16 protein-coding genes are annotated in these 19,295 nt (G+C 56.3%); 12 read left to right on the top strand and 4 right to left on the bottom strand.

The features are described from left to right. Positions 1 to 61 precede the first annotated feature (61 nt). The 9 genes from AC6EI9_RS09440 to AC6EI9_RS09400 all read left to right on the top strand — a co-directional run bounded on the left by AC6EI9_RS09440 (position 62) and on the right by AC6EI9_RS09400 (position 10,954). Positions 62 to 517: a Tery_1686 family protein gene (locus AC6EI9_RS09440; RefSeq protein ID WP_498470002.1), complete on the top strand. Its 456-nt coding sequence runs from the start codon at positions 62 to 64 to the stop codon at positions 515 to 517. Positions 518 to 590: 73 nt separating this feature from the next. After that, positions 591 to 1,304 carry a biliverdin-producing heme oxygenase gene (locus tag AC6EI9_RS09435; RefSeq protein WP_498467541.1) on the top strand — a complete coding sequence of 238 codons (714 nt, stop codon included), beginning with the start codon at positions 591 to 593 and terminating at the stop codon, positions 1,302 to 1,304. Continuing rightward, positions 1,304 to 2,410 (top strand): glycosyltransferase, encoded by a 1,107-nt coding sequence (locus AC6EI9_RS09430; protein WP_498467540.1) that lies wholly within the window; start codon positions 1,304 to 1,306, stop codon positions 2,408 to 2,410. The genes AC6EI9_RS09435 and AC6EI9_RS09430 overlap by 1 nt, the downstream gene beginning before the upstream one ends. A 67-nt stretch (positions 2,411 to 2,477) precedes the next feature. Next, a complete protein-coding gene (locus tag AC6EI9_RS09425) occupies positions 2,478 to 4,310 on the top strand; it encodes an ABC transporter ATP-binding protein (protein ID WP_498467539.1) in 1,833 nt (610 codons plus the stop codon). Next, positions 4,303 to 6,528: a glycosyltransferase gene (locus tag AC6EI9_RS09420; RefSeq protein ID WP_498467538.1), complete on the top strand. Its 2,226-nt coding sequence runs from the start codon at positions 4,303 to 4,305 to the stop codon at positions 6,526 to 6,528. The genes AC6EI9_RS09425 and AC6EI9_RS09420 overlap by 8 nt, the downstream gene beginning before the upstream one ends. After that, on the top strand, positions 6,528 to 7,676 hold the full coding sequence (locus tag AC6EI9_RS09415; RefSeq protein ID WP_498467537.1) for a glycosyltransferase: 1,149 nt from the start codon (positions 6,528 to 6,530) through the stop codon (positions 7,674 to 7,676). Before AC6EI9_RS09420 ends, AC6EI9_RS09415 begins: the two co-directional genes overlap by 1 nt. Continuing rightward, on the top strand, positions 7,669 to 8,952 hold the full coding sequence (locus tag AC6EI9_RS09410) for a glycosyltransferase (RefSeq protein WP_498467536.1): 1,284 nt from the start codon (positions 7,669 to 7,671) through the stop codon (positions 8,950 to 8,952). Before AC6EI9_RS09415 ends, AC6EI9_RS09410 begins: the two co-directional genes overlap by 8 nt. 26 nt (positions 8,953 to 8,978) lie before the next feature. Further along, on the top strand, positions 8,979 to 10,094 hold the full coding sequence (locus AC6EI9_RS09405) for a glycosyltransferase (protein WP_498470001.1): 1,116 nt from the start codon (positions 8,979 to 8,981) through the stop codon (positions 10,092 to 10,094). Further along, on the top strand, positions 10,094 to 10,954 hold the full coding sequence (locus tag AC6EI9_RS09400; RefSeq protein ID WP_498467535.1) for a sulfotransferase: 861 nt from the start codon (positions 10,094 to 10,096) through the stop codon (positions 10,952 to 10,954). The genes AC6EI9_RS09405 and AC6EI9_RS09400 overlap by 1 nt, the downstream gene beginning before the upstream one ends. Here the strand turns inward: AC6EI9_RS09400 and AC6EI9_RS09395 are convergent. The 3 genes from AC6EI9_RS09395 to kdsA are packed head-to-tail and all read right to left on the bottom strand — an operon-like array spanning position 10,927 to position 15,266. Next, complete coding sequence (locus AC6EI9_RS09395; RefSeq protein WP_498467534.1) at positions 10,927 to 12,789, bottom strand: hypothetical protein; 1,863 nt, start codon at positions 12,787 to 12,789, stop codon at positions 10,927 to 10,929. The two genes, AC6EI9_RS09400 and AC6EI9_RS09395, sit on opposite strands and share 28 nt — an antisense overlap. Before the next feature lie 12 nt (positions 12,790 to 12,801). Next, entirely contained in the window at positions 12,802 to 14,418 is a 1,617-nt protein-coding gene (locus AC6EI9_RS09390) for a hypothetical protein (protein ID WP_498467533.1), read from the bottom strand. Beyond that, entirely contained in the window at positions 14,415 to 15,266 is an 852-nt protein-coding gene (kdsA, locus tag AC6EI9_RS09385; RefSeq protein WP_498467532.1) for a 3-deoxy-8-phosphooctulonate synthase, read from the bottom strand. Before kdsA ends, AC6EI9_RS09390 begins: the two co-directional genes overlap by 4 nt. Positions 15,267 to 15,343: 77 nt before the next feature. Here kdsA and AC6EI9_RS09380 point away from each other — a divergent pair, with 77 nt between their 5' ends. The 3 genes from AC6EI9_RS09380 (at position 15,344) to AC6EI9_RS09370 (ending at position 18,365) form a co-directional block, all read left to right on the top strand. After that, on the top strand, positions 15,344 to 16,060 hold the full coding sequence (locus AC6EI9_RS09380) for a hypothetical protein (RefSeq protein WP_498467531.1): 717 nt from the start codon (positions 15,344 to 15,346) through the stop codon (positions 16,058 to 16,060). Beyond that, the gene (locus AC6EI9_RS09375) at positions 16,060 to 16,878 is read left to right on the top strand and encodes a 3-deoxy-manno-octulosonate cytidylyltransferase family protein (RefSeq protein ID WP_498467530.1); all 819 of its coding nucleotides are present in this window, start codon (positions 16,060 to 16,062) and stop codon (positions 16,876 to 16,878) included. The genes AC6EI9_RS09380 and AC6EI9_RS09375 overlap by 1 nt, the downstream gene beginning before the upstream one ends. Before the next feature lie 65 nt (positions 16,879 to 16,943). Next, positions 16,944 to 18,365, top strand: coding sequence for a hypothetical protein (locus AC6EI9_RS09370; RefSeq protein WP_498467529.1), 1,422 nt, complete (start codon positions 16,944 to 16,946; stop codon positions 18,363 to 18,365). A gap of 2 nt (positions 18,366 to 18,367) precedes the next feature. Here AC6EI9_RS09370 and AC6EI9_RS09365 read toward each other — a convergent pair whose 3' ends face one another. Next, complete coding sequence (locus AC6EI9_RS09365) at positions 18,368 to 19,249, bottom strand: glycosyltransferase family 2 protein (protein WP_498467528.1); 882 nt, start codon at positions 19,247 to 19,249, stop codon at positions 18,368 to 18,370. Positions 19,250 to 19,295: the final 46 nt, after the last annotated feature.

Genomic DNA, 19,295 nt, shown 5'->3' with positions numbered 1-19,295 from the left:
GTAACGGTCACTGGCGCTTCGGGTCAGCAGCCTTCAACCTGTGGTCATCGACGATGAACTGGTGAACGCAGGAGAAGCGGTCGACAGCGTGCAGCTCGCCCAGGCTTTGGCTTCGGCCGTGACCCTGGTGAGAAATCGTTTCCCAGCCGCGACTGTCAATCTCAATCCCTGGCGGGATGATCCCCAGACGCGCCGCTGGCAGGAGGATCAGACTCTTGACCTGGCCTTTCACTTTCCCGGTTGGAGTCCTCGTCTTGAGTGCCGCAGTCTGCTTCTCCAATTAAGGCTTCAGCAGAAGTCTGATTCGGCTGGATCTCCGGCCGCTCCGGATCTGCTTGGGGTGTTGATGCGTGGCATGACCTACGACGGAGAACGCTGGCGTCTGGTGACGATGGGTGATTGGCAGCCTGAGGGCTCGCACCTGCCTCAGCCCGAGCAGGTTCAGCAGCTGCGTGGAATCTGTCGGGACTTGTTTGATTTGTTCGCCAATCCGGCAGCGACGGGCACAGCGGCGTAACCCTTCGCAACCCTTCGGTCTCTCAGACGAAGATCGAATTTATGGTTGCCTACACCGATCAAGTGTCCATCCCATGTCCGTAGCTCTGGCTGCTCAGCTCCGTGAAGGCACCAAGAAAGCTCACACGATGGCCGAGAACACCGGTTTCGTTAGCTGCTTCCTCAAGGGTGTCGTCGATAAATCCAGCTATCGCAAGCTTGTTGCTGACCTCTACTTCGTTTACTCCGCCATGGAGGAAGAAGTGGGTCAACTCAAAGACCACCCTGTGGTGGGCCCGGTGGGGATGGAACAGCTGAACCGACGTGAGTCCCTTGAGAAGGATCTTGTCTATTACTTCGGTGAAAACTGGAGCGAGGAGATCCAGCCCTCACCTTCCGCAGTGGCTTATGTCGAGCGGATTCGTGCAGTGGCGAAGGAGTCACCGGAACTGCTTGTCGGTCATCACTACACCCGTTACATGGGTGACCTCTCTGGTGGTCAGATCCTGAAAAACATCGCTCAGAAAGCGATGAACATGGATGGAGATGACGGTCTGCGTTTCTACGTGTTCGATGAGATCGCCGACGAGAAGGCCTTCAAAACGACCTATCGCGCCACCATGGACGAGCTGCCGATCGATCAGGACACCGCTGATCGCATCGTTGAGGAAGCGAACAACGCTTTTCACATGAACATGCACATGTTCAAGGAGCTTGAAGGAAATTTGGTGGCGGCCATCGGCAAGGTGCTCTTCGGCTTCCTGACCCGCCGTCAGCGCAGTGGCAGCACTGAAACCGCCGCTGCTTGATGTCATCCACTGAGCCTTCGCCTGGAGGGTTCAACTCCATTCGGGTTCTGGTGCCTGGCACCGGAACCCGTTTTCGTTGTGGCGGATTGAGTGTGGCGTTGCAGACCGCACGTCTGCTTTCCACTCTGCGTCCAACAGAGGTGGTCACCTACAGGGAACGCAGTGACGGCCATCCCTACCTGGATGACGTCTTGCAGGCAGAACCGTCTCCCGGCCGATCTCTTTGGATTGTGAGTTGGGGTTTTGATGTGCCTCGTTCTCTCGCTCGTCTGCAGGGACGACCAGTCGTCTACCAGGCGCACAGCAGTGGATACGGTTTTGGTCTGCCCCCGGGGGTTCCTGTGGTGGCGGTGAGTCGCAATACCCTCGGTTACTGGGGCGACCGTGCTCCACGAAACCCGTTGTTCTGGGTGCCCAACGCACTGGAGCCACAGTGGCTGGAGCGGGGTGCTCGCCCCTCGTTATCCGACAGGGATGAAGTCACCGAGCGGCCGATCGACGTCTTGGTGCAGAAGCGTAAGAGCAGTCCTTATGTGTTGGAACAGTTGGTTCCCGCTCTTCAGGCCAAGGGGCTGAGAGTGGAAGTTCAGAGCGGCTGGGTCGATGATCTGGTTGACCTGTTCAACCGATCCAAAATCTATCTGTACGACTCGGCTGAGTACTGGCGTGGCCGGGGAGTGAGTGAAGGTTTCGGGCTCCCTCCCTTGGAGGCACTGGCGTGTGGTTGTGTGCTGTTCAGCAGTTTCAACCATGCTCTCGCCGATACCCTCACGCCTGGCGTTACCGCCCATCAGATCGGGCAGGGAACCTTGGACAATGATTTGGCGCGGATCGTCGCCGCTGCTCAGTGCCCGCACTCATGGCTCCCAGGGGCAGAATCGCTCGAGTCGCTGCTTGTCGAGTCCAGTGAGGCCCGATGGTGTGAGCGCTGGAATGAAATCCTGGCTCAATTGAACGACCTTGCTCGCCATGGAGCGATGAGCCAGATGTCTGAGCTGGTTTTGCGCTCGCCCTCGACTCGGCGTCTGCGCTGGTCCCAGCGCCAGGATCGACTGCGGGGCAAGGTGGTCAATCGGTTCTCCGGCTGGCCTTGGCGTGCAAGCTGATTGCTGGCTGCGCTCTAACGTTTCAAAATCGTGGATTTCTCCTTGAGCGTTCAAGGTTGACCAGCTGATGGCGTTATTGCCGCTTCAAAGCCAGACCTGGAACAACCTGAGCAAGCTGCTTGCTTATTTGCCTCCCCAGCGCAATCGTCAGCTGGTTGTGGTCATGTTGGCTGCTTTCTTTCAAGGGGTGATGGATATTGCCCTGGTCGCTCTTTTGGCGCGCCTGGTTGGATTGCTGGCAGGGAACAATCTTCAAGACAAGATCCCTGGTATCAAGGTTTTTGGCGGTGTTCTTCTTGATCAGGCGGGCTGGATTATTGGCCTTCTGATCTTGTTCTTTTGGCTTGCCTCTGGTGTGCGGTTTGGTGTTGCGTTGATGCAGAGCCTTCTCAGTGCTGAGATTTGGAATGATCTCGTCAATCGTGTTTATTTGTCGTTAATGCGCCAAAATTACGACTTTTTTGTTGGCGGTAAATCAAGAGAGATAGCACTACAGTTTAATAGAATTTTCAGCAATGTTTCCACTGGTGTCATAGCTCCTTTGATTGCAAGCGCGGGAAGCTTGGTGTCTATTCTTTCTTTGATTACGGGAATTGTTCTTATTCTTGGGGTCAAGGCATTCGTCATATTTTCTTTGATGGTGTTTTGCTATTTATTAGCCTCTAAGTTGATAACTCCTTACTTGAGATTGGCTACAAAACAGCGAATTCGTTATAGGAAAAGAATTTCAATGATTCTCAGCGAATCAATAGGCTCAATGCGGGAGGTTCAGCTGTATGGTGCTGAAAAATATTTTTCATCGAGATTTTCCAGGGATGGTGGAATCGCTAAGCGCTATGACCGTATTAGCAGGCTTCTGCCAGATATTCCTCGATTGGTTATTGAACCAGCAGGGATAACGATTCTTTTTGTCGTTTTCGTTGGTCCGGCATTATTGCGTGGAGATATGAATTCTTTCCAAGAAACGATTCCTGAAATTTCGGCAATTTTAATCGCTTTGCTCAGAGTATCTGGCCCATTGCAATCATTATTCCGCAGCGTCAATCGTCTGCGTGGAGGCCTGCCTCAGATTCAGGAAGCTTTGGAATTATTGGAACTAAATCCTGATCGTCTTCTTCTCGATTCTCCTGGAGTGCCTTCGGCTAGTGGCTTGATTCCTCAGAGATTCATTCAATTGAAATCGGTCAGCTTCCGTTTCCGTCAGCCTGAGGTTGATGTGATTCATGGGATTGATCTCACTATTCCTAGTGGTTCACGGATAGCTTTTGTCGGAAAGACCGGTAGTGGTAAAACCACTCTTGCTCATCTAATTCTTGGTCTTTATCACCCTTCGGCTGGCGCATTGTGTATTGATGGAATACCTGTTACTTCTCAAGAGCTTCCAGCTTGGCAGGCGAATTGTTCGTTTGTGCCTCAGAACGTCAAACTGACGAATGGAAGCGTCCGTGACAATGTTGCCTTCGGCCAGGAGTCTGATTCCATCGACGATGACAGAGTTTGGGCCTCTTTAGAAGCAGCGCAATTTGACGATGTTGTCGCTGGCATGACTTACGGTCTTTACACCTTGGTTGGTGACGATGGGGCCAAGCTTTCCGGCGGACAGAGGCAGCGTTTGGCGCTTGCGAGAGCCTTTTACCGCGATGCCAGAGTGCTTGTTTTAGACGAAGCGACAAGCGCCTTGGATAATAAAACCGAGCATGATGTCATGCAGGCCCTGGATATTATTGGTCGGCGCTGCACGACAATTGTGATTGCTCACCGTCTTTCGACGGTCAAAAAATGTGATCGCATCTATGAAATCGATCGCGGTCGAATCGTTGCGAGTGGCAGCTTTTCCGAGCTTTGTGAGAGGTCTGAAAGTTTCCGGGCGATGACATTGCTAGACATCACGAATGGCTGATGTCGTGCTGTTGTCCACGGCGGACTGGGATCACCCCCTTTGGACCAATAAGCAGCACCAGGCGTTGTCACTAGCAGCTCTGGGCCATCGCGTTTTGTACGTCGATTCATTGGGTGTGCGGGGCCCGAGACCGGATCGTTCAGATTCGCGTCGGATTTGGCGTCGTCTCCGTCGGGGGCTGAGAGGGCCTCGACAGGTTTCCGCAAACCTTTGGGTGGTGTCGCCACTGGTCATTCCTGGCCAGACACGAGGTTTCTGGGGTTCAGTTAATCGCTGGAGTTTGGCTCTTTCACTCCTTGTTTCTGATTGGTTCTTAGATTTTCGACGACCATTGCTGTGGACATTTAATCCGCAGACCAGGTCTTACTTGAGTCTGAAGAAATTTCATTCCACGATTTATCACTGTGTTGATCGCATCCAGGCACAGCCTGGAATGCCAATCACTGCAATTGAAATGGCCGAGGTCGATTTGTGTGGCGCCACCAATGCAGTCTTCACAACCTCGCCGGAGTTGCAGCGTTCCTTATCTCCTCGCAATGCCGGTACTCACTATTTCGGCAACGTTGCTGATGCCGCGCATTTTGCTCAAGCACTCGATCCGAGTCTCGCTACGCCTCCGGACTGTTCAAAGAGATTGTTCAGTGGACCACTGTTGATGTTCATTGGCGCAATTGATGCTTACAAGCTTCACTTACACCTCTTGGAAGTGTTGGCAAAGCGCCATCCTCATTGGACCTTTTGTTTGATTGGTCCTGTTGGGGAGGCAGATCCAACAACTGATGTGTCTGCATTGGCTCGGTTGAGCAATGTGCATTTGTTGGGCCCGAGACCTTATCGAGACTTGCCCGCCTATCTCTCTCAAGCGGATGTGGCTTTGTTGCCGCTTCAACTCAATGACTACACGCGCAATATGTACCCGATGAAATTTTTCGAGTACCTCGCGGCTGGTTGTTCTGTGGTGGCTACAGAGATTCCGTCCCTTCAAGATCAAGCGGATGTGGCCTTGTTATGCCCTCCTGAGATCGAGGCTTTCGAATCGGCCATTGAGCATGTTCTGTCTGGCAATTCCCCACTGCAGTCCAGACGCCTGGAGCGAGCTTCTTGCCACACCTATCACCAGCGCACTCAGGCGATGCTGGAGTTGCTCGGGCAGCACGGACTACTGCCTGATGAGCCGCTCCCCCCTCAGGCTCCCCCATACCACCAGTTGAGAGCGCAGTGTCGATGGTCTTGGTTGTGGGGTCAGTGGACGCTCTTGATCGTGCGCAGCCTCGAACGTCTGGGAGCGACAGGTTGGGCCGAGCATTGGCTGCGACGAGTTTTGCGGGTGCATCCCAGCAACATCGTCCTGCTGGGTGGTTTGACGCAGCGGCGTTTACAGGCGGGTGACTACGGCGAGGGGTGTCGCCTGATCGAACGGATCTGGCTTGAGGATGGAGAGGCGGAACTGTTGCATCAGCTGTTGTTTCGACGCGGTTCGCGGCCTGGCAGCAGGATCGACCAGCTGGCCATGTTCGACGCATTGGCTGCCAGTGCGGTCCTGCCGTTTCGCTACACGGGTTACTGCCGAGTGGTGCGGACTTATCGCGCCATTGATGCGAAGGATGAGGTCGCTTTACGGCAAGGGGTTGAGGGTCTGTCGGACCTCGTGCACCAACTTGAGCAGGACCCTGATACCTATCGCTGTCTCAAGCCCAATCGCGAAAACAGGGCCAAGTTGCTCATTTCTGCGCAACTCACTCGACTGCGGGCCCTCATGGCTCTGAATGACACCCGAGGCCTTGAGCAAGCTTCGCTGGATTTGATCGACAGCGCGCAGCGCTATGACCCCTTTGCCATCGATCGCAAGACGGCTGTGCGAATGACGCGCAACATCTTGCGCAGTCTCACGGTGGCGGCGGTGATGGCTTGGCATGCCAAGGATGCAGAACGCTATGACCGGGTGATCAGTGAGGTGTCTCGTTTGCGGGATGCTTGTTTTCACGAGCGCTTTGAACCGATCATTCACAGCACGCAGGAAGATCACCGGGCTTTCGCCGATTCACTCTTGAGCTTTCTCAGTGACGCGCGCTGGCCAAAGGATGCCCCGGAGCAACGACCGGATCTTGAGCAGCTTGTCGACCCGGTGCTGCTGGTGTATTTCCCCGATTTGCGCCGTCAGCGTGCTGAAAAGGCTCGACGCTTTCTGCAGTCGTTGGATCCAATCCCAGAGAGCTGATGCGTTCGGTGCGGATTGCCTTCAGCATCGATTCCCTCAAGTTGGGTGGGGCCGAGCGCGTGCTGTTGCGTTGGGCCAGCTGGTGTCAGCAGGCCGGTTGGGAGGTGGTCGTGATTACCCGCCAGTCTGCTCAGCGTGATGTTTATCCCTTGCCTCCAGGGATCAGGCGTTGCCAGGAGCCCTCATTGCCGTGGCCTTGGGAAGGACTGGGCTGGTTTGCCTTTCCCATGAGGGTGATGAAATTGCGCCAGCTCCTGCATCAGGAAGGTTTCTGTCTGGCGGTGGGTGTCACCACGCTTCCTGCAGTCAAGTTGTTGCTGGCTTGTCTGGGCTTGCCGCTCCGCTGCGTTGTCTCGGAACGCAATTACCCGCCTGCCAAACCTCCGCTCCTGCCCTGGCGCTGTCTGCGGCGCATCACCTATCCCTGGGCTGATTTGCATCTGGTGCAAACACAGATCACCGGCAATTGGCTGCGTCGCCATTGCGGGGCGCGTCGTCAGCTGCTGTTACCCAATCCGGTGACCTGGCCTTTGATCGATCGTGAGCCCTTTGTGGACCCGAACGACTGGTTACCTGAGGATGTGCCCTTGCTCCTTGGGGCTGGAACCAAAGCACAACAGAAAGGGTTTGACCGTCTGATGCCGGTGTTTTCAGCTCTCGGCTCCAGATATGCCGATTTACATCTGGCCCTTGTTGGTCTGCCTCAGACCCCCTATCAGTGCCTGGATCAGCAGGCTTGGTTGCGAGCCACTCTGGGGAACGACGCTGATCTGCAGCAGCGACTGTTGTTGCCAGGGATGGTGGGTTCCATGGCCTCCTGGTATGCACGGGCAGACGTGTTTGTGCTGCCTTCCCGCTACGAAGGTTTTCCCAATGTGTTGCTGGAGGCGATGGCCGCAGGCTGTGCCTGCGTTGCCAGCGACTGCCTGACCGGTCCTGCCGAGTTAATTGAGGATGATGTCAATGGTGTGCTGATGCCGGAGGATGCTTCCAGCGAAGACTGGGTGCTGGCGATTGAACAGCTTCTGCTCGAGCCTGAGCGCCGTCGTCGCTTGGCCCGTGAGGCGATGGAGGTGCGTCAGCGATTTGCACCTGAGCGGCTCCGCCATGATTTTCTTGAGGCACTGCGACCACTGAGCGATGGATGATCTCTGGGTCGTGCTGCCCCATCTCGGGGCTGGTGGCGCACAAAAAGTCGGTCTGCTTGCCGCTGAGCATTTTGCGTCTCAGGGTTTGCGCGTGAGGGTGCTGTCCCTCAGGCATGGCCACCCGATCAAGCATGCGCTTCCCGCCGAGGTGGACGTGTTCGATTTAGGTCCGGATGAGGCCGCGTTGCACCCTTGGCTGTGTGATGTCGCCAACCGATCGTTGCTGGCCCGTTCCCGTCGCTTCAGCTTGGCTCAATTGATCAAGTTGCAACGTCTGTTGCTGCGAATCGCCATCGCGCTTTGTTGGCCGTTGATCGAGCGGCAGATGCATCCTGAGCAAAGCACCTGGGCGACGCGTTTGTTGCAGCGTGGGATGCCCCGTCTGGCCGGCTTCCGCTATGCGCGTCTTCGCCAGCTGATTGTGGAGCAGCGTCCCAGACGCATCCTGGCTCTGCTGACCAAAACCAACATTCTCTGTTGTGCAGCTGCGTGGGATTTGCCTCTGCATGTGGTGGTGTCGGAACGCAATGATCCTCACCGGCAGCTCCTGGAGCCGCTTTGGAGCCGTTTGCGTTCTGTTTATTACCGCCGGGCTGATGTGGTCACTGCCAACACGCAAGGGGTGATTGATGCCTTGCAGGTCATGGGCTCATGGCCTCGCTTGGAATTGTTGCCCAACCCTCTTCCGGCTGGTCTGGCTCGCGTGGATCAACAATCTCCTGTTGTTCGCGAGCGCGTGGTGCTGGCGGTCGCCCGACTGGTTCCTCAAAAAGGATTGGATGTTCTCCTCCAGGCTTTCGCGGCCCTGCCAATGACCTGCCGTGGTGGCTGGAGGCTGATCCTGGTCGGTGATGGCCCTGAGCGCCAGGCTCTCGAGCAGCAGGCTCAGCAGTTGGAAATCTCTGCTTCCGTCAGCTTCGCGGGCTTCCGATCGGATCCGCTCACCTTTATGCAGAAGGCCGCCATCTTCGCTCTTCCCTCACGCTTTGAAGGCATGCCCAATGCGCTGCTGGAAGCGATGGCTGCCGGATTGCCGTCAGTGGTGAGTGATGCATCTCCCGGTCCACTGGAAATGGTGCACGACGGCGTGCATGGTTGTGTTGTGCCTCGCGAAGACTGGCGTGCCTTCTCAAAAGCCCTAGAAAAGTTGATGCTGGATGAGGGGTTGCGAAAACGCCTTGGGGCGGCAGCTCGCCAAAAGTTGCGTTCCCTTGACTGGGAGATCGTTGAACCACACTGGCGCTCAGTGCTGGCGCTCCCGACGCAAGGATCGTGAGCACTTCACTGGAGAGATTCCGCTTGATGGTGCTCGCACCCAGCCGTCGCGCAGCCAGTGAAACTTTTGTGCGGGCGAATCTTGAAGGTTTGCCCTTCGCCGTGACTGCTTTTTTCGGTGATGAATTTCCCCTGAACGAGCCTTGGCGCCTGGCTTACGGACTGGCCATCCTGCTGAGCAAGGTGCTGACCAGGCTCCGGCTGTTGCGTCTTGCGGCCTGGCCGGCGTCGTGCATCACCTGGGTGCTGATGCGTCGCCATCAACCCGACGTGGTGATGGTGGAGTTTGGTTTTGAAGCGGTCCGGGTGATGGAAGCCTGTGGCTGGAGCCAAGTGCCCCTGGTGGTGCATTTCCGTGGCTCCGACGCCTCAGCCCGTCATCGACTGGAACTGTTGAGGGGGCGCTATCGCCGTCTGATGCGTCTGGCTTCCGGCGTGATTGCCAAATCACAGCCGATGGCCGAAACCCTCCTGGCCCTGGGTGCTCCTGCGGAACGCTTGCTGATCAGTCCATCGGGTGCCAACAGTGCTTTGTTTGGTGGCAGTCGTCCGGCTGAGGTTGGTCCGGTGTTGCTGGCGGTGGGTCGTTTTGTGGAAAAGAAGGGGCCCTTGTTCACCATTCGTGCCTTTGCTCAGCTCAGCCAGCAAGTTGGCGTTGGGCATGATCAGCCGCAGCTGTGGATGGTGGGTGATGGCCCGCTACTCGAGCAGGCCAGGATCCTGATCAACTCGCTTGAGCTCAGCGAACGGGTGCATCTGCTTGGCGTGCGCTCCCAGAACGAGGTGGCTGAATTGATGCGTGCAGCCCGGGTGTTTGTTCAGCATTCCCTGGTCGCCCGCGATGGTGATAGTGAGGGCAGTCCCGTGGCGGTGATGGAGGCACAGCTGAGTGGTTTGCCGGTCGTGGCAACACGTCATGCCGGAATCCCTGAGGTGGTGATTGATGGCGAGAGCGGTTTTCTGGTGGATGAGCAGGATGTGGTCGGCATGGCCGCGGCGATGGCCCAGCTTGTGGCCCAGCCCCAGCTCGCCGCACGTCTGGGAGAGTGCGGACGCCGTCGGGTTCAGGAGAGCTTCACGATCGACCATCATCTCCGCCAAGTTTCGGCGCTCCTGCTTGAGGTGATTGAGGGCTCGCAGTGATGAAGAAGCTTCTGTTGATCCGCGGTCTCGGTCACAGCGGCACCACGATTCTGGATCTGGCGCTTGGTGCGCATCCGCGCATGGTGGGCCTTGGGGAGGCCGCGCGCATTCTTGAACGGCCATCAATCTCTGAGCGGGATCGAGGCCCAGCCCGTTTACGCGGTGATCTGCGCTTCGAACGCCGCTGCACCTGCGGCGAAATCGCCGCTGACTGTCCGGTCTGGGGCCCTGTTCTGGCCTGGCTGCCCGAGCACGATCATTGGCCGCTTGCCGCAAAGATGCAGTTTTTGCTTGAGGCGATCGAGGCTGCCCGTGATGCGCAGCAACCCGCACCGGCCTGGGTGGTGGACTCCTATCAGGGGGATTTTGAGCTTCCGTTTGAGCAGGACCCTGAGCTGGAGATCCGCATCGTGCATCTCACACGGGATGTGCGTTCCTGGGTGCATTCCCGTGCGCGCCACGGCCGTGAACGGGGGCAGTGGATGCCAGGTCTGAAGCCGCTGTTGCGGTGGTGTCGGGTTAATTCCCGCCACGATCGCTTGTTGCAACGCAGTCCCCACCCTGTGTTGCGCCTGGGCTATGAGGAACTGGCTCTCCAGCCTGAAGTCACGCTTCGCCGGATTTGCAGCTGGTTGGACGTGGAGATGTCGGATCAGATGCTTCAGCCGGGCTGCTTCAGTCGCAGCCACCTGCTGGCGGGCAATCGCATGCGTTTTGACGCGAAGCGCAGTGCTGCCATCCGCTACGACGGTTCTTGGATGTCGGTTCCAGCCAGTGTGGCTCAACTGGCTCTGTGCATCCCCTGGGTTGCGGCCCTGAATCGCCGCCTGGTTTACTCCAGCGTTGCGGGGTCTCGGTAGCGGTAGATCTTGCCATTGCGGACGCTCTCGCTGTAGCGGAACACCTGTTGAAAGTTGTTTAGCGCGTCACCGAGAAATCCCAACCCGCCTTTGTCGATGTTGATCAGTAGATCTCCGTTTTGAGGTTTGTAGTCAGCACCTTTGTTGATGCCATCAACGATGCTGTACTCACCACTTTTGGGATCGAGATAGATCAGACGGTCGTAATGGAATCGGTCGAGATGGCGTTTACGGCGAAACCAGGATTTGGTGAAGATCAAGTTGACTTCAGAGCCATTGCGTTTGGTGGTCAAGGTGATCTCATTGATCTTCTCCATGGTCTTCAGCCATGAGATTTGTCTGGTTTTCAGGGTGGACACGCGTTTGAAAAAGTTGTCCTCCCACTGATGTTCGAGAGCGATGGCGCCGGTGCAGCCGATAACGCCCAGCGCTGCCACAGCACTGGCGTTGCCCAGGGATCGAGAAAGTCGAGGGGCGACCCAGTTGGTCCAGGCAAAGGCAAGATCGAGTACGGCGACTACTTGAACGGGTAGGGCCATATAGCTGCCGCCCTCGTATCCCACCAGGGCATAGAGCGCTCCTCCATACAGCAGCGCCGCCGCATTGAGCCCATCGAGCAGTTGCACTCTGTTCTTCTGCAGAAACACGCTGGCTGCACGAATCATCAGGTATGCCAGGGGAATCCAAAGGCGTGGATCGGCGTCCAGTTGGAAGGCGTCGTTGGATCCGTAGGCCTCCTTGCCGTGATAGATGCTCGGCAGATAGCTGAGGTAGACGTAAGCCAAGGCAACCACCACCAGCAAGCTGCTGATCCAGAGTTCAAGCTGATAAGCCTGCAACCAGCGTTGGAGATGGGCGGTTTGTTCGAGTTTTGTCCTTCCTTGAAGTCGCAGGGCTGGCAATCCTTTAAACCGTCCTGCAGCCCCGGCAACCAGTGTCACCAGAGCTGGTGCGACAAACAACAGCACGGCAATTTCCTTGAAGAACAGGCCAAGAAGGGCAAACACCAGGGTGAGTGCCTTTGAGCGACGGTTTCCTGTCTGCAGCGCGTCAAGATAGCTGGTGCTGAAGGCGATGAAGCAGAGCGTCAGCATCCGCTCGGCGTAGATCAACTGGAAGAAGGCGAAGCCTGTTGCTGGGGCTGAAAGCATCAGCAGGCTGATCATCAGCAGTAGTCCCTTGGCCGGGGGAGCAGGGCTCAGCCGCTGGATCAAGCGGTAGGCCAACAGCACGATCGCGATCAACTCGGCCGCGCTGACCAGCATCCAGATTTTCACGTAGGCCGTGAACCAGCTCAGAACATGCAGGTCCTGGTGGGCTAATGGAAAAAAGCGATAGTCGTTGCGCAGCATCGTTTCAGCGATGAATTCGAAGCGAACGCTGAAGTTGTCGAGCAGCTGGTGATCGATGATCCCGTCGTACCAACCCACCAGCTCCGGGTAGAGCCAGTTGGTGCCATTCACCATGCTCACGCTGTAGGCAATGAACAGCAGCAGCACCAGCGGGTGTTCGCGGCCGAAGCTGATCAGCTGCTGGTTCCAGGGTTTGGTTGCACGACGGTTGCTCTCGCCTGAATCGCTTTTGCGCTGATCAGCGCGGCTGAACCAGAGCAACCCCAGAATCGTGAGCCCCAATAAGGCCAGAAACAGATCGTGTGAGCTGCGGTTGTATTGATACAGAAGCAGTTTTCCGCTCTCGCTTCGCGGTGATGGCAGGCTGCTCAGCGACTGTTGCAGCCAAATCCACGCCACCAGTGCTGTGCAGCTCAGGGCAGCGCAAAGCATGAGCATCCAGAGCCAGGGCTGGCGGAACCTTTGAACAAGCCCCTGAAACATGTGTGAGAACGGTCAACGGTGGCGGAAAATTCGTCCGCCGCGTTTGCTGTTGCCGTGGCGGGCGATCTCTTCAAAAGCTTCACCACTCTGCCCGAGGTCTTGGCGCTGGCGCTTATCAATGATCAGCAGGAAGTCACCGCTTTGGGGCTGATAAGCCTTTCCCTTGTGTCGGCCTTCGACCACCTTGAATGTCTCTCGCTGGCGGTGGTATTCGATCAGGCGATCCGCTTTCAGGCTTTGAAGGGTGTGCTGGTTGAAATAGGAGCGCATGAAGATCACATTGACGGCTTCGCCTCGTTCACGCGTTTGCCGAACCAGGTCCGTCATGGTCGTGAAGGTCTGTTCCCAGCGCGATTGGGTCGCTTTGATCCTGCTTACCCGCTCGATGAAGCTGTCGGGAGCGCGATGCTCGAGACCCAGCAGCATCAGACTGCTGGCTGCGCCAACTCCTGTGACCGTTGCAGCGCCCCATCGCTTGCCCAGATGGGGTGCGATTCCACGGCACCAGATGAAGCCGAGATCCATCACCGTGACCAGCTGAACTGGAAGTGTCCAGAAGCTGGCGTAGGGGTAGCCGACGCTGGCCCAAAGGGCCAAGGCGTAAAGGATTGATGCCAGATTCAGCCCATCCAGCAGGGTGGATCGCTGGCGACGGCGAATGATGGCCTCAAGCCTGAAAGCACTGAATCCCACCAAGGTCAGCAGGCGCCAGTCGGCTTCAACGGTCCACTGTCCGTCGCTGCTGAATGGCGTGGCCTCGGCGATCACGCTGGGCACAAAACTGAGGATGCCATAGGCGACTGCCACCAGCGGTAGCAGGGCGATCAGTCCTGTTTCAACGCTGCGCCAGCGTCGGGTCTCAGCCACGGTGATCCATCGGAGCAAGGCCGGGGTCACAATCAGCAGCACAGCGATGTCTTTCACGAACACCGCCACCAGACCGAAGGCGAGGGCGAGGGCCCCGTGGCGTCGCCGGCCAGTCCGCTGATAGCTCAGAAAGAAGTAGGCGTAGCCGGTTAGCAAAAACGTGAGCAGACGCTCGCAATAAATCAACTGAAAAAATCCCCACCCTGTCGCTGGAATGAACAGGAACATCAGCGCCATCAACAGCAGCAGTCCGGGGCGTTCTGGTGGACCCGCCAACGTCTGCACGATTCGTGTGCTGAGCACAACGATCGTGATCAGCTGTGCCGCACTCACCAGCATCCACACCTTCACGTAAGGGGTGAACCAGCTCAGGGCATGCAGATCCTGATGGGCGAGAGGAAAGAACCGGAAGCTGTTGCGCTGCATCGTTTCGGCGATGAAGCGCTCGTGCAGCTGAAAATTATCGATCAAGGGGCTGTTGATGATGCCTTGATACAGGTCTGGGAATTCCGGGTAGAACCAGCTGGTGCCGTGCAGCATCGCCAGCGTGTAGGCGGCGAACAGCGCAGTCACGACAGGGTGCTGACGCATTCCCAGCCAGAGTCGCCGCTGCAGGGGTATGGCGTTGGGGCCTTCGGGGGCAGGATCGCGACAGGCCACCACCATGAGCCAGGCCAACATCAACCCGACCAGAGAGAGCACGGCCGCATGGCTGATCTGGTTGTAGGCCAGAAGCCATTGCTTGCTGGCCGCGCCGGTCATTCGATGCTCAGGGTTGGTAGGGATTTCACGAGGTCATCAATGGCTTTCACTTGCGTCAGAAATGCTTCCAGTTGTTCCAGGGGAAGGGCGCTGGGTCCGTCGCAACGGGCCTGATCCGGATCGGGATGGGATTCCAGAAACAGTCCTGCCAGGCCAACTGCCATGCCTGCCCGTGCAAGATCGACGACCTGGCTGCGACGACCGCCGGAGGCGGCGCCACCGGGATCACGGCACTGCAGTGCGTGGGTCACATCGAAGATCAGCGGCAGCCCATCGCAGCAGCGTTTCATCACCCCGAAGCCAAGGATGTCCACCACGAGGTTGTCGTAGCCGAAGTTGCTGCCCCGCTCGCAGATCAGCAGTTGCTCATTGCCGCATTCCCGGAACTTATCCACCACGTTGGTCATCTGAGATGGGCTCAGAAACTGCGGCTTTTTGATGTTGATCACTGCGCCGGTGCGTGCCATCGCTTCGACAAGGTCCGTTTGCCGCGCAAGAAATGCGGGCAGTTGGATGATGTCGCAGACCGCGGCAGCCGCTGCAGCTTGCTCCGGGCTGTGGACGTCGGTGATCACCGGGATCCCGTAGCCGCTTTTCACGGCGTTGAGGATGGCAAGGCCTTCCTCCAGCCCTGGACCTCGGTAGGAGTGAATCGAGGAACGGTTGGCTTTGTCGAAGGAGGCCTTAAACACCAAAGGGATATCCAACCCGCGGCAAACCTCTGCGTAGTGACCGGCAACCTGCAGGGCGAAGTCCTGCGACTCCAGCACGTTCACTCCACCGATCAGGACGAACGGGGCATCGTTGGCGATGGTGATCGATCCAACACGGACCCGCTGCGCTGCCATGGTTCTGTTCGCTGAATCGAAAGATTAGGCCTCATGCCGAAGCGGGCCGTAATCTGCGCCATAGATCAAGACCGCCGGTGACGACACCCGCTCCGATTCCAATCTTCATTGGGTATGACCCGCGAGAGAGGGCTGCCACGAATGTGTTGATCGACAGCCTTTATCAGTTCAGTTCCACTCCTCTGGCCATCACGCCGTTGGTGACTCCCCAGTTGGAGGCCCAGGGCTTGTTCAGGCGTGAACGCGATCCCAAGCAGAGCACCGCCTTTTCCTTTACCCGCTTTCTGGTACCCCATCTGATGGGATACGAAGGCTGGGCTCTTTTCATGGATTGCGACATGCTCTGCCGTGCCGATATCCGAGCGCTCTGGGACCAGCGTGATGACCGTTATGGGGTGATGTGTGTGCAGCATGAGCACGTCCCAGGGGAGACGGTCAAGTTCCTGGGGGAGGTGCAGAGCGCTTATCCCAAGAAAAACTGGAGCTCTCTGATGCTGCTCAATTGCAGCCGTTGCACCAAGCTCAGTGTTGACTACGTCAATACGGCCAGCGGCCTGGAGTTGCATCGCTTTCATTGGCTTGAGGGCGACCATGAGATCGGAGCTCTTGACTCCGGCTGGAACCATCTGGTGGATGTGCAGGATGCACCCACAGCTGCGGCAGAGGAAGGCGGCCCGCAGCTTTTGCACTGGACCCTGGGTGGTCCCTGGTTCCAGGCTCAGCGAAGCATGGGTGGCGTTCTGGCAGCCGAGTGGTTCGGAGCTCGGGATGACGCCATGAAGCTGTGGGATTGATGGCGATCCAGCGGTCTGTCGTGGCGGTGCCTGCTCGGCTGGCTTCATCTCGACTACCCGACAAGGTGCTTGCAGAGATCGGCGGTCAGCCGATGATTCAGCGGGTGCTTGAGCAATGCGCTAAGGCCAGTGGCCCCGCAGTTGTGATGCTTTGTACTGACAGCCCGCGCCTGCAGCAGCTGTCTGAGGGCTGGGGGTTTCCCGTGCTGATGACATCCCAGGACTGCAGTTCCGGGAGTGAACGGATCGCATCCGTGGCCGATCAGTTGGTGGCCCGCGCCTGGGGTGAGCCTGCGGATGCCTGGGATTCCGGCTTGCGCGCCCAGCGGCTTGCCAGTACGGCGGTGATCAATGTGCAGGGAGATCAGCCTTTTCTCGACCCGGATGTGGTCACCGCGATGGTCGAGGAATTCGGCCGGCGTGAACCTGTTCCAGCGGTGGTGACGCCGGTCTATCGGCTCAAGCCCGACACCGTTCACAACCCTGCGGTGGTGAAGACGCTGCTGGCCCATGACGGAAGGGCGCTGTATTTCTCTCGCTCCGCGATTCCCCACGTGCGCGACGTGGACCCGGCTGAATGGCATCAGCACACGGATTACTGGGGCCATGTGGGCATGTATGGCTTTCGCGGTGATGTGCTGGCGTCCTGGGATCAGCTCCCCACCTCACCTCTGGAGGATCTCGAGCGTCTGGAGCAGTTGCGTTTGATCGAAGCGGGCCACACGATCGCCACGTTCCAGGTGGAAGGGACTTCGCTGTCGGTCGACACGGCTGAGCAGCTCGCGCAGGCCCGCTGGATGGCGAATCAGTCGGCATGAAGGCTCAGCTTTCGAGGTTGAGTTCCATTCAGTTAGCTCACTGGCTTCGAGGTGGATTCATTGTCTTGGTCGTCGCCCTGATCGTTCAGATTCTTACGAAGGACTGGTTGCTGATTGATGGGGAGCGTCTTGGAAGTGACGCAACTCAGAATTTAAATTCTGCGGTTAATTATGTACTTCACGGGATCTACAGTGAGCAGACTGTTTCTGCTGATATAGAGCCCGGATTTCGCAGAGAACCTTTCCCTAATTTGGTTTTGGCATTGATTCTGGGAATCGTCAAAAATCTATTTCCAGAGTATCTCGATTTGGAAGCGCAGCCCTTTCGCTCTGACCTGTTGATCTTTGCCAAGAGCTTGAATCTTTTCTACGCTGGAATTCTCTTCTTTGGCTTGTGGGCCTGTCTTTTGTTGGTTTTGAAGCCCGCATGGCTTGCCTGCGGTGCCTCTCTATTTGTGATTTCGGCATCGAACCACTTTTTTGTGAAGCCTCAGCTCAATAATCTCAATACAGAATTGGTTGCGGGCGTTCTGCTGGTTTGGATCTCAGTGGTTTTACTGAAAGCACAAGAGAGTCGTCTGGGTCGGTGGGCTGTTCTTGGTGGAATTCTCATTGGATTCATCGCACTGGTTAAGGCAATTGGTGCATATTCAGCATTGTTTTTATTGCCAGTGCTGGCATTGTTGCTAACGCGAGTTGGCAAGCGCTTTTGGGCTTCTTTCTTTGCGCTGACGCTTGGTTTTCTGATTGTGGTGATGCCTTGGGTGGCTCGTAATTATTATCAGTTCGGAAGCACTGCTATTGCAGAGGGTGCTGGTGATGTGTTGTTAATACGATCGGTTTATAACGAGATGGATCGCCAGCAGCTTGCTCATTCATTTTTTGCTTTTTCGCCAGTATTTTTCCAGGAAGCTGAAATTTTTTCGGCATTTGGCATCAGCGAAAGCGATCTTAAGTGCGGTGGTTCGCTGCATGTTTTTGCACGATCTCTGGACTGTGATAACGAAGCGATTGCCCAATCGCGGTATGCAGATGTTCGATCATTTTATCAACGTGGGAAACGAGCATTGCCACGATTGCTGGGGTTGACGCGCGAAGAAAAGAAAGACTTTGCGATCCAAAGGATCGTGAATAATCCCCTGCGACATCTGATGGCAACGCCTTCCTTTGGATGGAGGGGTTTATGGCCTTTTGAAATTAATCACTGGGGAGACGCGTTTTTAAATTTTTCAGCTTTTGCCTGTTTGTTTGCTGCTCCTCTGATCGGTTGGTGCGAAAAACGTATCGGTTGGATTCTTGTGAGTGCTGTGCCGTTGAGTTATTTTTGGATGTATGCAATCACAAGCCATTTTATCCCGCGCTATTCAAGACCACTCATTCCGATAGCTCTTGTGTGCATGGTCATGGTTGCTGTCGATTGCTTCTCACGTTTGATTGATCGCGAACAAGCGGGACATCAATCTCTTGTTGGTTTGCGCTGTCGTTGAGATTAATTGCTTCGCTTGTCAATCATGTCTGCGAGCAGAGCAAACATGGAAACATTCAGGCCTGCGAACCCCAGGAGGATTGTTTTGTCGGTCAAGTTGTTCAAAGCTAAAACGTCGTAAAAAGCGCTGATGATGAAAAGAGCGGTAAGAGCAACAATGAGTGGCGAGAGAAGTCGGATTGGCGCGAAATACATCCCTGTGCGCAGGATCAGTTGGCTGAACCTTAATGTGTCTTTAAAAGGCTTGATATGGCTTTTCCCGATCCGCTTCGAATATCGGATTGGTGTGAATTGAACGGAATATTTATTCCTTAGCAGGCAGATGGTGATTGTTGTTGTGAAGCTGAAGCCGTCTGGAAGCAGGCTCATGTAGCGCAGTGCCAAGGGTCGCCTGAAGACTCGAAGCCCTGAATTCATGTCCGGCACGTCGGTTCCGCACAGAAATGAGACCCATGGCACGAGAATTGCCTTGGGGATTGACCGGATTTTTGAGTAGTCCACGTCGGGGCCGACTCTTGCGCCTACGAGCATGTCTAAGTCGTTAGACGTTGCCTCTCGGATCAGTTCCGGAACTCTCTCATTTGGATAGGTGCCATCGGCATCGGTGATGCAAATGTAGTCGGCTTGGCTACGGCGAATTCCTGATTTTAATGCAGCTCCATACCCCTGATTGCGCCTGTGGTGAAGAACAGTCAATCCCTGTGATTTGTACTCATCCTGAAGTGCGTTGAGGACTTGCTGGGAACCATCTGTCGAACCATCATTGACAGTGATGATGTCTACATCTTGAAGATTTGACTCGTGAATGGTGCCAATCAGTTGTTCAATAGTGTCCCTGATTGCCTCTCTTTCGTTGTAGCAAGGGATGACGATTGACGTGCTCATAAATTGCCTTGCTAGTGAGAAGTTGGAGTCGGGCTGCCTGATGGTG

It is taken from the genome of Synechococcus sp. MIT2312, from assembly GCF_059772315.1.
The sequence above is the reverse complement of the archived record's forward strand: the minus strand, read 5'-3'. Positions and strand labels throughout refer to the sequence as shown.

Bases quoted from the DNA above. Each gene is read 5' to 3' on its own strand.
- AC6EI9_RS09435 (WP_498467541.1), top strand. From the start codon at position 591: ATGTCCGTAGCTCTGGCTGCTCAGCTCCGTGAAGGCACCAAGAAAGCT.
- AC6EI9_RS09430 (WP_498467540.1), top strand. From the start codon at position 1,304: ATGTCATCCACTGAGCCTTCGCCTGGAGGGTTCAACTCCATTCGGGTT.
- AC6EI9_RS09425 (WP_498467539.1), top strand. From the start codon at position 2,478: ATGGCGTTATTGCCGCTTCAAAGCCAGACCTGGAACAACCTGAGCAAG.
- AC6EI9_RS09420 (WP_498467538.1), top strand. From the start codon at position 4,303: ATGGCTGATGTCGTGCTGTTGTCCACGGCGGACTGGGATCACCCCCTT.
- AC6EI9_RS09415 (WP_498467537.1), top strand. From the start codon at position 6,528: ATGCGTTCGGTGCGGATTGCCTTCAGCATCGATTCCCTCAAGTTGGGT.
- AC6EI9_RS09410 (WP_498467536.1), top strand. From the start codon at position 7,669: ATGGATGATCTCTGGGTCGTGCTGCCCCATCTCGGGGCTGGTGGCGCA.
- AC6EI9_RS09405 (WP_498470001.1), top strand. From the start codon at position 8,979: ATGGTGCTCGCACCCAGCCGTCGCGCAGCCAGTGAAACTTTTGTGCGG.
- AC6EI9_RS09400 (WP_498467535.1), top strand. From the start codon at position 10,094: ATGAAGAAGCTTCTGTTGATCCGCGGTCTCGGTCACAGCGGCACCACG.
- AC6EI9_RS09395 (WP_498467534.1), bottom strand. From the start codon at position 12,789: ATGTTTCAGGGGCTTGTTCAAAGGTTCCGCCAGCCCTGGCTCTGGATG.
- AC6EI9_RS09390 (WP_498467533.1), bottom strand. From the start codon at position 14,418: ATGACCGGCGCGGCCAGCAAGCAATGGCTTCTGGCCTACAACCAGATC.
- kdsA (WP_498467532.1), bottom strand. From the start codon at position 15,266: ATGGCAGCGCAGCGGGTCCGTGTTGGATCGATCACCATCGCCAACGAT.
- AC6EI9_RS09375 (WP_498467530.1), top strand. From the start codon at position 16,060: ATGGCGATCCAGCGGTCTGTCGTGGCGGTGCCTGCTCGGCTGGCTTCA.
- AC6EI9_RS09365 (WP_498467528.1), bottom strand. From the start codon at position 19,249: ATGAGCACGTCAATCGTCATCCCTTGCTACAACGAAAGAGAGGCAATC.